The sequence below is a fragment of the Streptomyces sp. NBC_01428 genome (genome assembly GCF_036231965.1).
Classification (GTDB): domain Bacteria; phylum Actinomycetota; class Actinomycetes; order Streptomycetales; family Streptomycetaceae; genus Streptomyces.
Genome location: NZ_CP109499.1, coordinates 3,745,505 through 3,760,552 on the forward strand (window position 1 = coordinate 3,745,505; position 15,048 = coordinate 3,760,552).

The window sequence follows — 15,048 nt, forward strand, 5'->3', positions numbered from 1 at the left end:
AACGGTGACCGTGCGGACGGGTGGCGTACACCGATGCTTCTGACACTGTTCTGTCATGGCACAGCAAGCGACGCCGGTTCGGATGGCCCGGCTGGGGAGGGCGCCCGGCCCGGAGCCGACGGCGGTCAGCGGGGTTGTTCTGCTGCTGCCGGGCGGCGAGCAGACCTCGGCCCGCAGACCCTCCCCCATGATGGCGGCCGCCTCCGTTCGCGCGCTGGGCCGCAGGCTGACCCGCGCCGGGCGGACGGAAGGCCTGGTCACGCACGTGGTGCACTACCGGGTCCGCGGCTGGAACGGCAGCGAGGCCCACCTCGCGGGCGACGCGTCCTGGGCCACGGACGAGGTCGTACGCCGCTACGGGGACGTCCCCGTGTGCCTGGCCGGCATCGACATGGGTGCCCGGGCCGCTCTGCGCGCGGGCGGCCACACCGCCGTCAACTCCGTGCTGGCGCTGGCCCCCTGGCTGCCGGAGGAGGATGTCGCGGCACCACCCGAACCGGTGAAACAGCTGGCCGGGCGACGGGTACTGATCGTGCACGGCACCAACGACGAGCGCACCGACCCGGAGTTGTCCTTCCGGCTCGCGGCACGCGCGAAGAAGGCCAACCGCGACATCTGCCGCTTCGAGGTCCACTCCGACGGCCACGCGCTGCACCAGCACCGGCACGAAGTCCTCTCCCTGGCCGAGGACTTCGTGCTGGGGTCGCTGTTCGGCCACTCCTTCTCCCGGCCCGTCGAGGACGCGTTCGCCGCGCCGCCGCCGCTGGGCCTGCGGATGCCGCTCGCGGCGGGCTTCGGACAGTCGCTGCGCCGCTAGGGCGGGTCAGTCGGGCAGCAGGCGGCCCCTGCGGGACAGCAGGAACTTCTTGAAGGCGGCCACCGGCGGGGTGTCCGGGTGCCCGTCGAGCCAGGCCACACCGATCTCGCGGACGGCCCGCGGCGCGGTGACCGTCAGTTCGACAACTCCCGGGCGGGCGACGGCCGGTGGCGGCAGCAGGGCGACACCGAGGCCGGCGGCGACGAGGCCGCGGAGGGTCTCCGCCTCCTCCCCCTCGAAGGCGATGCGCGGCCGGAACCCGGCCTCCTGGCACAGGTCGTCGGTGATCCGGCGCATCCCGTAGCCGGGTTCCAGGGTCACGAAGCTCTCGTCGGCCGCCTCGGCGAGGCGCACGCGCCTGCGGCCGGCCAGCGGATGATCGGCCGGCACGACGAGCCGGAGCTTCTGCTCGTCGAGACGGCGGCCCACCAGGTCCGGCGCGTCCGGCACCGGCGAGGTGAGACACAGGTCCAGTTCGCCGGAGCGCAGCCGCTCCAGCATGGCCTCCCCGTAGTTCTGCACGAGACTGAAGCGCACCCGCGGATGGTCGGCGCGGAAGGCCCGGATCAGGCCGGGCACCGTCTCGGAGCCCATGGTGTGCAGGAAGCCGAAGGCGACCTTGCCGGTGGCCGGGTCGGCGTCGGCGCGGACCTCGTCGGCGGCGCGCTCGATCTCCGCGAGGGCGCGCTCCACCGAGGACAGGAACGTGCGGCCCGCGGGGGTCAGCGACAGGGTTCGGCCGCGGCGGGCGAACAGGTCGACGCCCAGGTCCTGTTCGAGCCGGACCAGCGACCGGGAGAGCGTGGACTGGGGGACCTGCATCTCCTGCGCGGCGCGGGTGACGTGCTCGGTGCGCGCGACACCCGCGAAGTGCGCGAGCCGCGGAGCGAGCACGGCGGCCATGTTCCCGATGTCTTCTGTGTCACTGAACGGTGACAGGTGAGCCTCTGACCTCTGCTGATGCGCCATGGGAACGATTATGGCGATTCCATGCATTGGACGGATGAACGCCGGGTCCTTACGTTCGAGGCATGCCTTCCGCCAGTACCGGGGCGTCCACCGCGGTGGCCGCCACCTCGTCAGTCCCCGACACCGACACCACCGATTCCCGTATGGCCCCGGGCGGGCCCGGCTACCGCCGGATGAGCTTCGCGCTCTTCCTCGCGGGCGTCGCGACCTTCGCGCTCCTCTACTCCACGCAGGCCCTCCTCCCGCTCGTCTCCGCGGACTTCGCGGTGAGCGCGAGCGAGGCGAGCTGGACGGTGTCGGCGGCGACCGGCGGACTGGCCCTGTTCGTCCTCCCGATGAGCGCCCTGTCGGAGCGCTTCGGACGCCGTACGGTGATGACGGCCTCCCTGGCGGTGGCGGTGGCCGTCGGTCTTCTCGTGCCCTTCGCGCCGTCGATCGGCGCGCTGGTGGCCCTGCGGGCGGTACAGGGCGCGGCCCTCGCGGGCCTCCCGGCCTCGGCGACCGCGTATCTGGCGGAGGAGGTCCGCCCCAAGGCGCTGATCACCGCGATCGGCCTGTTCGTCGCGGGCAACAGCGTCGGCGGGATGAGCGGCCGGGTGATCACCGGCTGGGTCGCCCAGGAGTGGGGCTGGCGGGTGGCCGTCGGTGTGATCGGGCTGATCGCCGTGGCCTGCGCGGTCGCCTTCCGGATGCTGCTGCCCGCACCCCGGCACTTCGCGCAGGGCTCGCTGCGGCCCCGGGTGCTGGCCCGCACGGTGCGCGACCACCTCGCGAACCCGCTGCTGCGCCGGCTGTACGCGATCGGCGCGCTGTTCATGATGGTGTTCGGCGGGGTCTACACGGTCATCGGCTACCGCCTGACGGAGGCGCCCTTCTCGCTCCCCCAGGGCATCGTCGGTTCGATCTTCCTGGTGTACCTGGTCGGCACGGTGTCCGCGTCGACGGCGGGCCGGCTGGTCGGCCGGGTCGGCCGGCGCGGCTCCCTGTACCTGGCGGGCGGCACCACGACGGCCGGGCTGCTGCTCTCCCTCGGGGACTCGCTGGTCCTGGTCCTGCTGGGCCTCGTACTGATCACGGCGGGCTTCTTCGCGGGCCACGCGGTCGCGTCCTCGTCGGTGAGCCACACCGCGCAGCACGGCCGGGCGCAGGCGTCGGCTCTCTACCAGTCCGCGTACTACATCGGCTCCAGCGCGGGCAGCACGCTCGGCGCGGTCGCCTTCCACGCCGGCGGCTGGGCGGGCACGGTGGTCATGGGGCTCCTCGCGGTGCTCGGCGTCGTCTCGATCACCCTGGCCGGCTCGCACGCGGCACGCGCCGCGGCCCGCAGGACGCCCGCGCTCGCCCACTGAGAGGGCGCCGCGCGCGGGCTCGCGCGCGACGAGACCCTGCCGCGCGCCGTTCCGCGCCCGCGCAGGCACGGAATCGGTCTCCCGCACCACCCCTTCGACCTGCGGGTTTTCCCGCTCCGCACGCCATTGTCAGTGGGCTGCGGTAGCTTCCGAAGTGCCGGCGCAATGACGCGCGGGACGGAGAACAGGCCACAGGGGTGGGTTGGCTATGAGCGAGGGCACGGCGACGACGGCAGACCTGGACGTCCGGCTGGAGAAGCACCGGGTCGAGCTGACCGGGTACTGCTACCGGATGCTCGGCTCCTCCTTCGAGGCCGAGGACGCGGTGCAGGACACGATGGTCCGCGCCTGGCGCAGCTACGACAAGTTCGAGGGCCGCTCCTCGATGCGGTCCTGGCTGTACCGCATCGCGACGAACGTCTGCCTGGACATGCTCAACGCGGGCAACCGCAGGGCCCGCCCGATGGACCTCACGGGCCCCTCACCGCTCGCCCAGGCGGCCCTCACCCCCCGCGCGGACAACACCTGGCTGGAGCCGATGCCCGACGCCCGTGTGCTGCCCACCACCGGTGACCCGGCGGAGGCCGCGGTCGCCAAGGAGTCGGTGCGCCTCGCCTTCATGGCGGCCCTCCAGCAGCTCCCGCCCAAGCAGCGCGCGGTGCTCATCCTGCGCGAGGTCCTCGCGTGGCGGGCGAGCGAGGTCGCCGAGCTGCTCGGCACGACGGTCGCGTCGGTCAACAGCGCGCTCCAGCGGGCCCGCGCCACCCTCGCCGAGAGCGAGGGGGAGGGCGCGGACGCCGCCACCTCGGACCCGCTCGACGAGGAGCAGCAGAAGCTCCTGGAGCGCTATGTGGCGGCGTTCGAGGGCTATGACATGACGGCGTTGACGGCGCTCCTCCACGAGGACGCGATCATGACGATGCCGCCGTTCGACCTGTGGCTGCGCGGCACGTCGGACATCACCGGTTTCATGACGACGCTGGGTGCCGCCTGCGCGAACTCGCGGCTGATCCCGGTCGAGGTGAACGGCCTGCCGGGCTTCGCGCACTACAAGCCGGACGAGGAAGCCGGGGGCTACGTGCCCTGGGCGGTCCAGGCGCTGGAGATCTCAAAGGGCCGCATCACCGGGTTCCACTGCTTCCTCGACACCGCGCGCTGGTTCCCGTTGTTCGGGCTCCCGCCGCACCTGGACGGTCCCGAGGAGGTCGCGGCACTCGCGGCCTCCGGGGTCCGGGGCGGCACCGGTGGAGGTGTCGAAGCGGAGGCCGACGAGGTCGAGTAGGGCGCGCAGCGCGGGGTCGGGGTCCTTCAGCCGTATCCGGCCCCCGGCCCGCCGGGCCGTGAGCTCCAGCCGGGCCAGCGCGTCGACGGCGGCGAGTCCGGGCGGTCCGAGGCCCGCGACATCGCAGACCACGACGCCTCCCCCGGTCGCTTCCAGGCGGGCGCGGACGTCGGCGCAGAGCCGGGGCACCTCGTCGCGGGTGACGAGTCCTGGCAGCACGAGTACGGCGGGTGTCGCGGAATCCACAGTCAGTAGACCGTCCGGGGGCTCGGAACTCATCGCGGGCGCGGCGGCACGTCCCGGCAGCCCCGCGGCGGGCGTGCTGCGCTGCGCCCCGCACAGATCACCTTGACCTGCGCCCAGCCTTCCCCGTTGGGTTGGGTGTATGTCCCACGAACCGGCGCCTCCCGCGATACCCGACGGCCTCCTCCACACGAAGGAGGCGCCGTGCAAGGGGTGTTGACGGGCTTCGCCGTGATCGCCGTGGTCATCGGCGTCGGGTACGTGATCGGGCGGCGCGGCTACCTCGGGGACAACGGGCGGGAGGTGCTGACGAAGCTCGCCTTCCATGTGGCGTCGCCCGCGCTGCTGTTCACGACGCTCGCGCAGGCCGACCTGTCGGTCGTCTTCTCCGGCCGGCTGCTGGTGACGGCGATGAGCACGGCCGTGGCGGCCGGGGTGTTCGTCGCGGTGGGGGTCGTACGTCACTGGGGTCTCGGCCGGACGACGATCGGCGCGCTCTGTTCCAGCTACGTCAACTCCGGGAACCTCGGTATCCCGATCGCCGTGTACGTGCTGGGCGACGCCTCACTGGTGGCGCCCGTGCTGCTGTTCCAGCAGATCATGGTGACGCCGATCGCCCTGACCGTGCTCGACCTGTCCGGAGAGGGCGACAAGGGGCCGGTGTGGCGGCGGCTGATCACCCCGCTGCGCAACCCCATCGCGGTCGGCTCGCTGAGCGGTGTCGTGGTGTCGGCGACGGGTCTGCGGGTGCCCGGGCCGGTCCTGGATCCGTTGCAGCTGATCGGCGGGATGTCGGTGCCGGCCGTGCTGCTGGCCTTCGGGATCTCGCTGTGCGGCAGCAGTCTGCCGGGCCGTGGCGCCGACCGGGCCCCGGTGCTCCTGTCGGTGGCCCTGAAGGCGGTGGGCCAGCCGCTGGCCGCCTGGGCGCTGGCCGTCACCGTGTTCGGCCTGCACGGCGCCCCGCTGCTGGACGTCGTGGTCACCTCGGCCCTCCCCGCCGCCCAGAACCTCTTCACGTACGCCTCCCGCTACCGGGTCGGCGAGACCCTGGCCCGCGAGTCGGTCCTGCTCTCGACGGTCGCGGCGGTGCCGGTGCTCGTGCTGGTGGCGGCGCTGCTGGGGTGAGACGGGGTGCCCGCCGGGTGCCCGCGCAGTCCGCTCAGCTCTCGGGGAACTCGCTGGTCTCGATGACGAGGTCGAACGGCGTGGGGAGCTTGATGGGTTCGCCGAACTTGACGGTACTGAGGGGCCGGTAGACCTCGCCCTTCGGGTCTCCGAAAAGCGTCACGGCGGCGCCTTCGGGTGCCCACGGATCGACCAGGAGGTAGAGCGGAATACCCGCGGCGGCGTAGGCGGCCGGCTTGCTGACGCGATCGTGACGGGCGTTGGACTTCGAGGTGATCTCCACGACCAGTTCTGCCATCGCCGCCGGAATGTGGGTGTCCGTGTCGGCGCACATCGGGACCGGCGCCACCACGATGTCCGGGATGAGCATGCCGAGGCGGGACGGCACGGCGATGGCCAGGGTCTGGAAGACCTCCCAGTCCTCGGGGATCACCGAGTAGAGGCGACGGTGGATACGAGCCGCAATCACGTTGTGTCGTGCGGCGGGAGCAGGTGACACGGTGATGATCCCCTCGATGATCTCCACCTTGCTGCCCTCGGGCCATTCCATCTCCTCCCAGAACCGGACGAGGTCGTCCCAGCTCTGGTCGGGGTCCTGGCTCACGGTGAGTGCCCTCATGGCGGTCTCCTTCGGTGCGTCACCGACTACAGCATGCCGAACGGGACCGGTGGAGGTCCACCGATCCCGTTCACCCGAAAGAGGAAACCGCAGGTCAGGCGATACGTTCCAGCACGACCGGGGACGCCTTGAAGTCCGTGCCCGCCGCGGCGATGTCGTACGAGCCCTCGGTCGCCTGGAGCGCGTAGTCGAAGCGGTCCGGGGTGTCCGTGTGGAGGGTGAAGAGGGGCTGGCCCGCGGTCACCGTGTCACCGGGCTTGGCGTGCAGCTCGACGCCGGCACCGGCCTGCACCGGGTCCTCCTTGCGGGCGCGTCCGGCACCGAGGCGCCAGGCGGCGATGCCGATGTCGTACGCGTCGAGGCGGGTCAGGACACCGGAGGCCGGGGCCGTCACGACGTGCTGCTCGCGGGCGACGGGCAGCGCGGCGTCCGGGTCACCGCCCTGCGCGGCGATCATGCGGCGCCACACGTCCATCGCGGAGCCGTCGGCGAGCGCCTTCGCCGGGTCGGCGTCCTTCACGCCGGCCGCGTCGAGCATCTCGCGCGCCAGGGCGATGGTGAGCTCGACGACGTCGGCGGGCCCGCCGCCGGCGAGCACCTCGACCGACTCGCGGACCTCCAGCGCGTTGCCGGCAGTGAGGCCGAGCGGCGTGGACATGTCGGTGAGCAGCGCGACCGTCTTCACGCCGTGGTCGGTACCGAGGCCGACCATCGTGGAGGCGAGTTCGCGGGCGTCCTCGATGGTCTTCATGAAGGCGCCAGAGCCGACCTTCACGTCGAGGACCAGCGAGCCGGTGCCCTCGGCGATCTTCTTGGACATGATCGAGGACGCGATCAGCGGGATCGCCTCGACGGTGCCGGTGACGTCGCGCAGCGCGTAGAGCTTCTTGTCGGCCGGGGCGAGCCCGTCACCGGCGGCGCAGATGACCGCGCCGGTGGTGTCGAGGACGTGCAGCATCTCCTCGTTGGAGAGCAGGGCGCGCCAGCCCGGGATCGCCTCCAGCTTGTCCAGGGTGCCGCCGGTGTGGCCGAGGCCGCGCCCGGACAGCTGCGGCACGGCCGCGCCGCACGCGGCGACGAGCGGGGCCAGCGGGAGGGTGATCTTGTCGCCGACGCCGCCCGTGGAGTGCTTGTCGGCGGTCGGGCGGGACAGGGACGAGAAGTCCATGCGCTCGCCCGACGCGATCATCGCGGCCGTCCAGCGGGCGATCTCACGGCGGTTCATGCCGTTGAGCAGGATCGCCATGTTGAGGGCGGCCATCTGATAGTCGGCGACCTCGCCGCGGGTGTACGCGTCGATGACCCAGTCGATCTGCGTATCACTGAGTTCGGCACGGTCGCGCTTGGTGCGGATGACGGAGACGGCGTCCATGGACATGGCGGACATGGCTTTCCTTCCGGAAGATGAGCGGCCCCACCCCTGCGACGGTCGGTCGCGGAGGGAGGGGCCGCACGGCGTTACTGGCGGAGATGGGCGGGGCCGAAGGCCTGCGGCAGCATCTCGGAGAGGGGCAGGAGTCCGGCCGGCGTCTCCAGCACGAGGTCGGGCCCGCCGAACTCGAACAGCAGCTGACGGCAGCGACCGCACGGGACGAGGACCTCGCCCCGCCCGTCGACGCACGTGAAGTGCGTCAGCCGGCCGCCGCCCGTGTTGCGCAGCTCGGAGACCAGACCGCACTCGGCGCACAGCGAGAGGCCGTAGGAGGCGTTCTCGACGTTGCAGCCGGAGACGGTACGGCCGTCGTCGACGCGGGCGGCGGCGCCGACCGGGTAGCCCGAGTAGGGGGCGTACGCGCGGTTCATCGCCGCGCGGGCCACCTCCCGCAGCTGCTCCCAGTCGACGGGCGCGGGGTCCGCGCCGGCGGTGGTCACTTGCCCTGCCCCTTGCGGTACGGCAGACCGTCCGCCTTCGGCATGCGCAGGCGCTGGGCCGAGAGGGAGAGGACGAGCAGGGTGATGACGTACGGCGTGGCGGAGACGATCTGGTTCGGCACCTCGTCGGTCAGGGAGTACCAGAGGAAGACGAGGACGCCGACGACCAGGGTGACGACCGCGGAGACGTACTTCTTCTTCACGGCCAGCCAGATCGCGCCGATGAGGAGCAGGATCGCGCCGAGCAGCAGCAGGGCGTGGACGTTCTCCGAGCCGCCGCGCAGGTTGAGGCTGTCGGTGTAGCCGAACAGGCCGGCGCCGAGGGCGAGGCCGCCGGGCATCCAGTTGCCGAAGATCATCGCGGCGAGACCGATGTAGCCGCGTCCGCTGGTCTGGCCCTCCAGGTAGAAGGGGTTGGCGACGATGGAGAGGAAGACGCCGCCGAGACCGGCCAGACCGCCGGAGATGATCACGGCGAGGTACTTGTACTTGTAGACGTTCACGCCGAGCGACTCGGCCGCGACCGGGTTCTCGCCGCAGGACCGCAGGCGCAGGCCGAAGGAGGTGCGCCACAGGATCCACCAGGTCCCGGGGATCAGGGCGATGGCGATCAGGGTCAGCCAGGACACGTTGGTGACCAGGCCGCCGAGCAGACCGGCGATGTCCGAGATGAAGAACCAGCCCTTGGAGTTCAGGGTGGTCAGCCAGTCGGAGAGCCCTGGCACGGTGAAGTGGCCGAGTGAGTCGACCGGCGGGGACTGCTTGGCCGAACCGCCCTGCTTGCCCTCGAAGGCGAGCGGGGAGAGGTAGCGGGTGACACCGAGCGCCAGGATGTTGATGGCCACACCGGAGACGATGTGGTTGACGTTGAAGGTGACCGTGATGATCGCGTGCAGCAGGCCGCCGAGGCAGCCGCCGATGATGCCGACCAGGACACCGGTCCACGGGCCCCACTGGTAGCCGGCCCAGGCGCCGAACCAGGTGCCGAGGATCATCATGCCTTCGAGGCCGATGTTGACGACGCCGGAGCGCTCGGCCCACAGACCGCCGAGACCGGCGAGGCCGATCGGGACGGCCAGCTGCAGGGCGGTCGACATCTGGCTGACGTTGGTGATGCCGTCGGCGCCCGTGATGATGCGGACGATCGAGGTCAGCGCCAGGCCGCCCGCGATGACCAGCAGGAGGACGGGAAGCGACATCCGGCGGCCGGTGGGAGCCGCGGGCTGCTGCGTGGGCTGGTTGACGTCGGTTGCGGTGGTCATCGGCCAGCCACCTCCTTCTGGGTGTTGTCGGTGGCGAGGGCGTGGCCCGCGGCGAGTTCCGCGCCGACGCGGCGCTGCTGGCGGCGCAGACCCCACTCGCGCACGGACTCGTAGGAGACGACGACGGCGATCACGATCAGGCCCTGCATGATGACCGCGATCTCCTTGTCGTACCCGTGGAAGTCGAGTTCGGGAGAGGCCTTGTCGAGCCAGGCCCACAGCAGGGCCGCGAAGGCGATGCCGACGGGGCTGTTGCGCCCGAGGAGCGCGATGCCGATGCCGAGGAAGCCGATACCGGTCGGGAAGTTGAGGCTGTACGTGTGGGTGTCGCCGAGGAGGATCGGCAGGCCCGCGAGACCGGCGATGCCGCCGGAGACGAGCATGGCGGTGAGCACCATGCGCTTGGGGTCGACGCCGCTGGCCGCGGCGGCGGACTCGGAGGCGCCGGAGGCGCGCAGGTCGAAGCCGAAGCGGGTGCGGTTGAGGACGATCCAGTAGCCGATGCCGAGGACCGCCGCGAGGATGACGAGACCGTAGATCTCGCCCGACTCGCCCATGTCGAACCCGGGGACCCAGCCGGACTTGTGCATCTCGCCGGTGGTGTTGTTGTTGCCGAGCTTGACGCCGAAGACGTCGGGCAGCCACAGGTAGGCGATGACCGAGGTCGCGATCGCGTTGAGCATGATCGTCGCGACGACCTCGCTGACCCCGCGGGTCACCTTGAGGACACCGGCGATGCCGGCCCAGAAGGCGCCGGTGCAGACGGCGGTCAGGATCAGCAGCGGCACCTGGAGCGCGGCCGGCAGCGCGACGTGCGCGCCGACGATCGCGGCCATCATGGCGGCGAGCTGGTACTGGCCGTCGACACCGATGTTGAACAGGTTCATCCGGAAGCCGATGGCCACCGCCAGCGCCGCGATGTAGTACAGCGACGCCTGGTTGATGATCAGGACCTGGATGTCGGAGAACGTCGCCTGCTCGAACATGATCGAGTACGGCTCGAACGGGCTCTTGCCCGAGGCGAGCAGCACGATCGAGGTCAGTGCCACGGCGACGACGAGCGCGATGACCGGCCCGGCCACTGCGAGGAGCAGGCGCTCCTTGTCGAACTTCTTCATCAGCGGGCCTCGTCTTCCGGGGCGTCTGCCGGAGTGTCGGTGTGCTCGTCGAGCTCGGCCGCTTCGGCGAGCTCCTCGTTCTCCAGGTGGCCGGAGGCGGCGCCGGTCATGGCCGAGCCGAGCTCCTCCGGGGTGATGGTGGCGGGGTCGGCGTCGGCGACCAGCTTGCCGTTGTAGATCACCCGGAGGGTGTCGGACAGGCCGATCAGCTCGTCCAGGTCGGCGGAGATCAGCAGGACGGCGAGGCCCTCGCGGCGTGCCGCGCGGATCTGGTCCCAGATCTGCGCCTGCGCGCCGACGTCCACACCGCGGGTGGGGTGGGCGGCGATCAGGAACTTCGGCTTGTGGCTCATCTCGCGGCCGACGATCAGCTTCTGCTGGTTGCCGCCGGACAGCGAGGCCGCGGTGACGTCGATGCCGGGGGTGCGCACGTCGTACTGCTCGACGATGCGGCGGGTGTCCTTCTGGGCGCCCTTGATGTCGAGCCAGATGCCCTTGGCGTTGGGCTTCTCGGTGACGTGGCCGAGGATGCGGTTCTCCCACAGCGGCGCTTCCAGGAGGAGGCCGTGGCGGTGGCGGTCCTCGGGGATGTAGCCGATGCCGCCCTCGCGGCGCTTGCGGGTCGACCAGGAGGTGACGTCGTCGCCGGTGAAGCGGATGACACCGGAGTCGGCGGCCTTGAGGCCGATCAGCGCGTCGATGAGCTCGGTCTGGCCGTTGCCCTCGACACCGGCGATGCCCATCACCTCACCGGCGTGGATGGTGAAGGAGACGTGGTCGAGGACGAGCCGGACGGTGCCGCGCTCCACCTCGTCCATGAGCAGGCTCGCCGAGCCCTTGCCGAGCGACACGGAGCCCTTGGCGAGGACGGTCAGGTCCTCGACCTGGATGACGGCCTTGTCGGTGACGGTCGACTCGGAGGTCTCCGGGGTGGGCAGCTCGCTGCCGACCATCAGCTCGGCGAGCTGGCGCGGGGACGTCTCGGACGGGACGGCGGTGCCGACCGTCGTGCCGCGCCGGATGACGGTGATGTCGTCGGCGACGGAGAGGACCTCGCCCAGCTTGTGCGAGATGAAGATGACCGACAGACCCTCGGACTTGAGCTCGCGGAGGTTGTCGAAGAGCGCGTCGACCTCCTGCGGCACGAGGACCGCGGTCGGCTCGTCCAGGATGAGGATGCGGGCGCCGCGGTAGAGGACCTTGAGGATCTCCACGCGCTGACGGTCGGCGACGCCGAGTTCCTCGACGAGGACGTCGGGGCGGACGCCGAGGCCGTAGCGCTCGGAGAGCTCCACGATCTTGCGGCGGGCCTTGCCGCCGATCCCGTACAGCTTCTCGCTGCCGAGGACGACGTTCTCCAGGACCGTGAGGTTGTCGGCCAGCATGAAGTGCTGGTGGACCATGCCGATGCCGCGGACGATGGCGTCGGCGGGCGAGGAGAACGTGACCTGCTCGCCGTCGACGGCGATGGTGCCCTCGTCCGGCTTCTGCATGCCGTAGAGGATCTTCATCAGCGTCGACTTGCCGGCGCCGTTCTCGCCCACCAGGGCGTGCACGGTGCCCTTGCGGACGCTGAGGTGGATGTCGTGGTTGGCCACGACGCCCGGGAACCGCTTGGTGATCCCGGCGAGTTCGACGGCGGTCGCCTGACCGTCGACCGCGTCGGCCGGAGGGCTGCTGGACGCGTTGATGGCGCACTCTCCTGAGGGAAAGGGGGTCGTCTACGCGCGTAGCGCCCCTACGGCAACGAAAGGGGCCACGCTCCGCGAGAACGGGATACGGGGAGCCAGACTCCTCGTATCCCGTTGAGCGGACGTAACCCCACGGTTACCAAGCGGGTCCGGGGCGGTACGGGCCTCGCCCCGTGTCCGACGACACGGAGGCGTACCCACACCTTCCCGGGACCGCATTGGCTGCTCCTGAGGTCTTGCTCGTCAGCTGGACTTGACCTTGATCTCGCCGCTGATGATCTTCTCCTGGGCCGCCTTGACGGCGTCCTGGATCGCGCTGTTGCTCTTGAACTCCGGGTTGGAGTCGGCCAGACCGACCTCACCCGACTTCAGATCGCCCCGTACGATACCGCTCTCCGGCTTACCGTCCTTGACCGACTTAGCCACGTTGTAGACCGCCTTGGCGACGTCCTTGGTGGCCGAGGTCAGGATCGAGTCCTTGTACTTGGCGAGCGCTTCCTGGCGGTACTGGTCGGAGTCGACACCGATCGCCCAGACCTTCTTGGCGGAGGCGGCCTCGATGACACCCTGACCGGACAGACCGGCCGCCGCGTAGACGACGTCGGCCTTCTTCTCTATCTGGCCCTCCGCGGCCGTCTTGCCCTTGTCGGGGCTGGAGAAGCCACCCTCCTGGGCGGTCTGGGTCAGGTACTGCGAGAGGACCTTCACGCCGGGCTTGGTGTCCTTGACGCCCTGCTCGAAGCCGGCCTCGAACTTGTGGATCAGCGGAACGTCCACGCCGCCCACGAAGCCCACGGTGTTGGTCTTGGTGGCCTTGGCCGCCGCGACACCGGCGAGGTAGGACGCCTCCTGCTCGGAGAAGACCAGGTCCGCGACGTTCTTCGCCGTGACGGTGGAGTCGTCGACGATGCCGAAGGTGGTCTTCGGGTACTTCGCGGCGGCGGCCTTGACGGCCGGGCCGTAGGCGTAGCCGATGCCGACGACCGGGTTGTAGCCCTGCTTGGCCAGCGAGACGAGGCGCTGCTCCTTGTCCGCGTCCGTCTCGCCGTCCGTGGGCTCGACGTCGGCGGTCTTGTACTTGAACTCGGCCTTGGCCTGCTTCAGACCCTCGAACGCGGCGTCGTTGAAGGACTGGTCGCCCTTGCCACCGACGTCGTACGCGATGGCGAGGCCCTTGTCGCCCTTGCTGTCCGAGGACGAGCTGGAGGTCGAGGTGCCGCCACAGGCGGAGAGGGCGAGGGCGAGAGAGGCGGTCGCAGTACCTGCGAGCGCGATGCGGGTAACCCGGCGCATTCGTTGTGCTCCTGTCGTACAAGCGCCTGACGGTTCAGCTTCGGCGCTGGCTTCGCCGCAGATTAACGCGCGTAGACCAACTAGAAAACCCCTTCTGTCCACCTTGTTATGCGGCTGTGCCCGACGCCACCCGCCGACGGGCCCGGGGCTTGCCGACCGCAAAGACACGGTGGCTATGGGTGACCCCGCGAACGGACGACGGAGCGGGCGGGCACCTGGGGTGCCCGCCCGCTCCGTCATGACGCGTCCGGGTGATGCCGGGTGACGCCGGCGGGTCAGGCCCGCCGCGCCTCAGCCCGCCTCCGGGACGACTACGAGGTCTTGACCTTGATGGTGCCGTCGACGATGGCCGCCTTGGCCTTGGCCACCGCGTCGGTGAGGCCGGGGATCTCCGCCATCTTCGGGTTGCTGTCGGCGAGGCCGACACCGTTCACCTTGAGGTCGAAGGTCTGCGTACCGGTCAGCGGCTTGCCGTCGTGGACCGACTTGGCCAGCGTGTAGACCGAACCGCCGACGTCCTTGAGCGCGGAGGTCAGGATGGCGCCCTTGTACTTGGCGAGGGCCTCCTGCTTGTACTGGTCGGAGTCGACGCCGATCGCGTACTTGCCGGCCTTCGAGGCGGCCTCGATGACACCCTGACCGGACAGGCCGGCCGCGGCGTAGATGACGTCGGCGCCCTTCTCCAGCTGGCCCTCGGCGGCGGCCTTGCCCTTGTCGGGGCTGGAGAAGCCGCCCTCCTCGGCGGTCTGCGTCAGGTACTGCGAGAGGACCTTCACGCTCGGCTTGGTGTCCTTGACGCCCTGCGTGTAGCCGGCCTCGAACTTGTGGATGAGGGGAACGTCCACGCCGCCCACGAAGCCCACGGTGTTGCTCTTGGTGGCCTTGGCCGCCGCGACACCGGCGAGGTAGGAGGCCTCCTGCTCGGAGAAGACCAGGGAGGCGACGTTCTTGCCCTCCACGACCGAGTCGACGATGCCGAAGGTGGTCTTCGGGTACTTCTTGGCGACGGCCTCCAGCGCGGGACCGTAGGCGAAGCCGATGCCGATGACCGGGTTGTAGCCCTGCTTGGCGAGCGACGACAGGCGCTGCTCCTTGTCGGCGTCCGTCTCACCGTCGGTGGGCTCGATGTCGGCCGTCTTGTAGCCGAACTCCTTCTGGGCCTTCTCCAGGCCGGAGAACGCCGCGTCGTTGAAGGACTGGTCGCCCTTGCCGCCGACGTCGTACGCGATGGCGAGGCCCTTGGCGTCCTTGCTGCTGTCGCTGCTGTCGCCGCTGTCGTTGCTGGTGCCGCCGCAGGCCGTGGCGGCGAGTGCGAGTGACGCGACCCCCACCGCGACGCGGGTCAGGCTGGCTATCCGACGCATCTGAAGCTCCCCATTCTCCAAAGCCCCGCAGTGGGTGCTGAGTT

The 15,048-nt window shown here is 70.5% G+C and carries 13 protein-coding genes and 1 pseudogene; 4 read left to right on the forward strand and 10 right to left on the reverse strand.

Annotation, left to right across the window (positions count from 1 at the left end):
* The first annotated feature begins 55 nt into the window (after positions 1-55).
* Positions 56-817: an alpha/beta hydrolase gene (locus tag OG406_RS16130; protein ID WP_329186345.1), complete on the forward strand. Its 762-nt coding sequence runs from the start codon at positions 56-58 to the stop codon at positions 815-817.
* A gap of 6 nt (positions 818-823) precedes the next feature.
* Here the strand turns inward: OG406_RS16130 and OG406_RS16135 are convergent, their stop codons facing one another.
* The gene (locus tag OG406_RS16135) at positions 824-1,786 is read right to left on the reverse strand and encodes a LysR family transcriptional regulator (protein ID WP_081219049.1); all 963 of its coding nucleotides are present in this window, start codon (positions 1,784-1,786) and stop codon (positions 824-826) included.
* A 62-nt stretch (positions 1,787-1,848) separates the two neighbouring features.
* Between OG406_RS16135 and OG406_RS16140 the strand changes: the two genes are divergently transcribed.
* Together OG406_RS16140 and OG406_RS16145 are read left to right on the forward strand one after the other, a co-directional pair.
* Positions 1,849-3,135, forward strand: coding sequence for an MFS transporter (locus tag OG406_RS16140; RefSeq protein WP_266847291.1), 1,287 nt, complete (start codon positions 1,849-1,851; stop codon positions 3,133-3,135).
* Between the two features lie 208 nt (positions 3,136-3,343).
* Positions 3,344-4,417: a sigma-70 family RNA polymerase sigma factor gene (locus tag OG406_RS16145; RefSeq protein ID WP_266616040.1), complete on the forward strand. Its 1,074-nt coding sequence runs from the start codon at positions 3,344-3,346 to the stop codon at positions 4,415-4,417.
* On the opposite strand, the pseudogene OG406_RS16150 reads toward OG406_RS16145, so the two are convergent.
* Positions 4,391-4,696 (reverse strand): annotated as a pseudogene (locus OG406_RS16150) (STAS domain-containing protein); the annotation flags it as partial. The gene OG406_RS16145 and the pseudogene OG406_RS16150 overlap by 27 nt on opposite strands.
* A gap of 168 nt (positions 4,697-4,864) precedes the next feature.
* On the opposite strand from OG406_RS16150, the gene OG406_RS16155 reads away from it, so the two are divergent.
* Positions 4,865-5,785 carry an AEC family transporter gene (locus OG406_RS16155; RefSeq protein ID WP_327409071.1) on the forward strand — a complete coding sequence of 307 codons (921 nt, stop codon included), beginning with the start codon at positions 4,865-4,867 and terminating at the stop codon, positions 5,783-5,785.
* 34 nt (positions 5,786-5,819) lie between these two features.
* Here OG406_RS16155 and OG406_RS16160 read toward each other — a convergent pair whose 3' ends face one another.
* From OG406_RS16160 to OG406_RS16195, 8 genes are all read right to left on the reverse strand, one after another.
* Complete coding sequence (locus tag OG406_RS16160; protein ID WP_164369406.1) at positions 5,820-6,404, reverse strand: Uma2 family endonuclease; 585 nt, start codon at positions 6,402-6,404, stop codon at positions 5,820-5,822.
* Positions 6,405-6,498: 94 nt separating this feature from the next.
* On the reverse strand, positions 6,499-7,782 hold the full coding sequence (locus OG406_RS16165; RefSeq protein ID WP_266849433.1) for a thymidine phosphorylase: 1,284 nt from the start codon (positions 7,780-7,782) through the stop codon (positions 6,499-6,501).
* Between the two features lie 80 nt (positions 7,783-7,862).
* Complete coding sequence (locus tag OG406_RS16170; protein WP_164369405.1) at positions 7,863-8,276, reverse strand: cytidine deaminase; 414 nt, start codon at positions 8,274-8,276, stop codon at positions 7,863-7,865.
* Positions 8,273-9,538, reverse strand: coding sequence for an ABC transporter permease (locus OG406_RS16175; protein ID WP_164369404.1), 1,266 nt, complete (start codon positions 9,536-9,538; stop codon positions 8,273-8,275). The genes OG406_RS16170 and OG406_RS16175 overlap by 4 nt, the downstream gene beginning before the upstream one ends.
* Positions 9,535-10,656: an ABC transporter permease gene (locus OG406_RS16180; RefSeq protein ID WP_081219042.1), complete on the reverse strand. Its 1,122-nt coding sequence runs from the start codon at positions 10,654-10,656 to the stop codon at positions 9,535-9,537. Before OG406_RS16180 ends, OG406_RS16175 begins: the two co-directional genes overlap by 4 nt.
* A complete protein-coding gene (locus OG406_RS16185; protein WP_164369443.1) occupies positions 10,656-12,347 on the reverse strand; it encodes an ABC transporter ATP-binding protein in 1,692 nt (563 codons plus the stop codon). Before OG406_RS16185 ends, OG406_RS16180 begins: the two co-directional genes overlap by 1 nt.
* A gap of 243 nt (positions 12,348-12,590) precedes the next feature.
* The gene (locus OG406_RS16190; RefSeq protein WP_164369403.1) at positions 12,591-13,640 is read right to left on the reverse strand and encodes a BMP family lipoprotein; all 1,050 of its coding nucleotides are present in this window, start codon (positions 13,638-13,640) and stop codon (positions 12,591-12,593) included.
* A 311-nt stretch (positions 13,641-13,951) separates the two neighbouring features.
* Positions 13,952-15,004, reverse strand: a complete 1,053-nt coding sequence (locus OG406_RS16195) for a BMP family lipoprotein (protein WP_164369402.1) — start codon at positions 15,002-15,004, stop codon at positions 13,952-13,954.
* Positions 15,005-15,048: the final 44 nt, after the last annotated feature.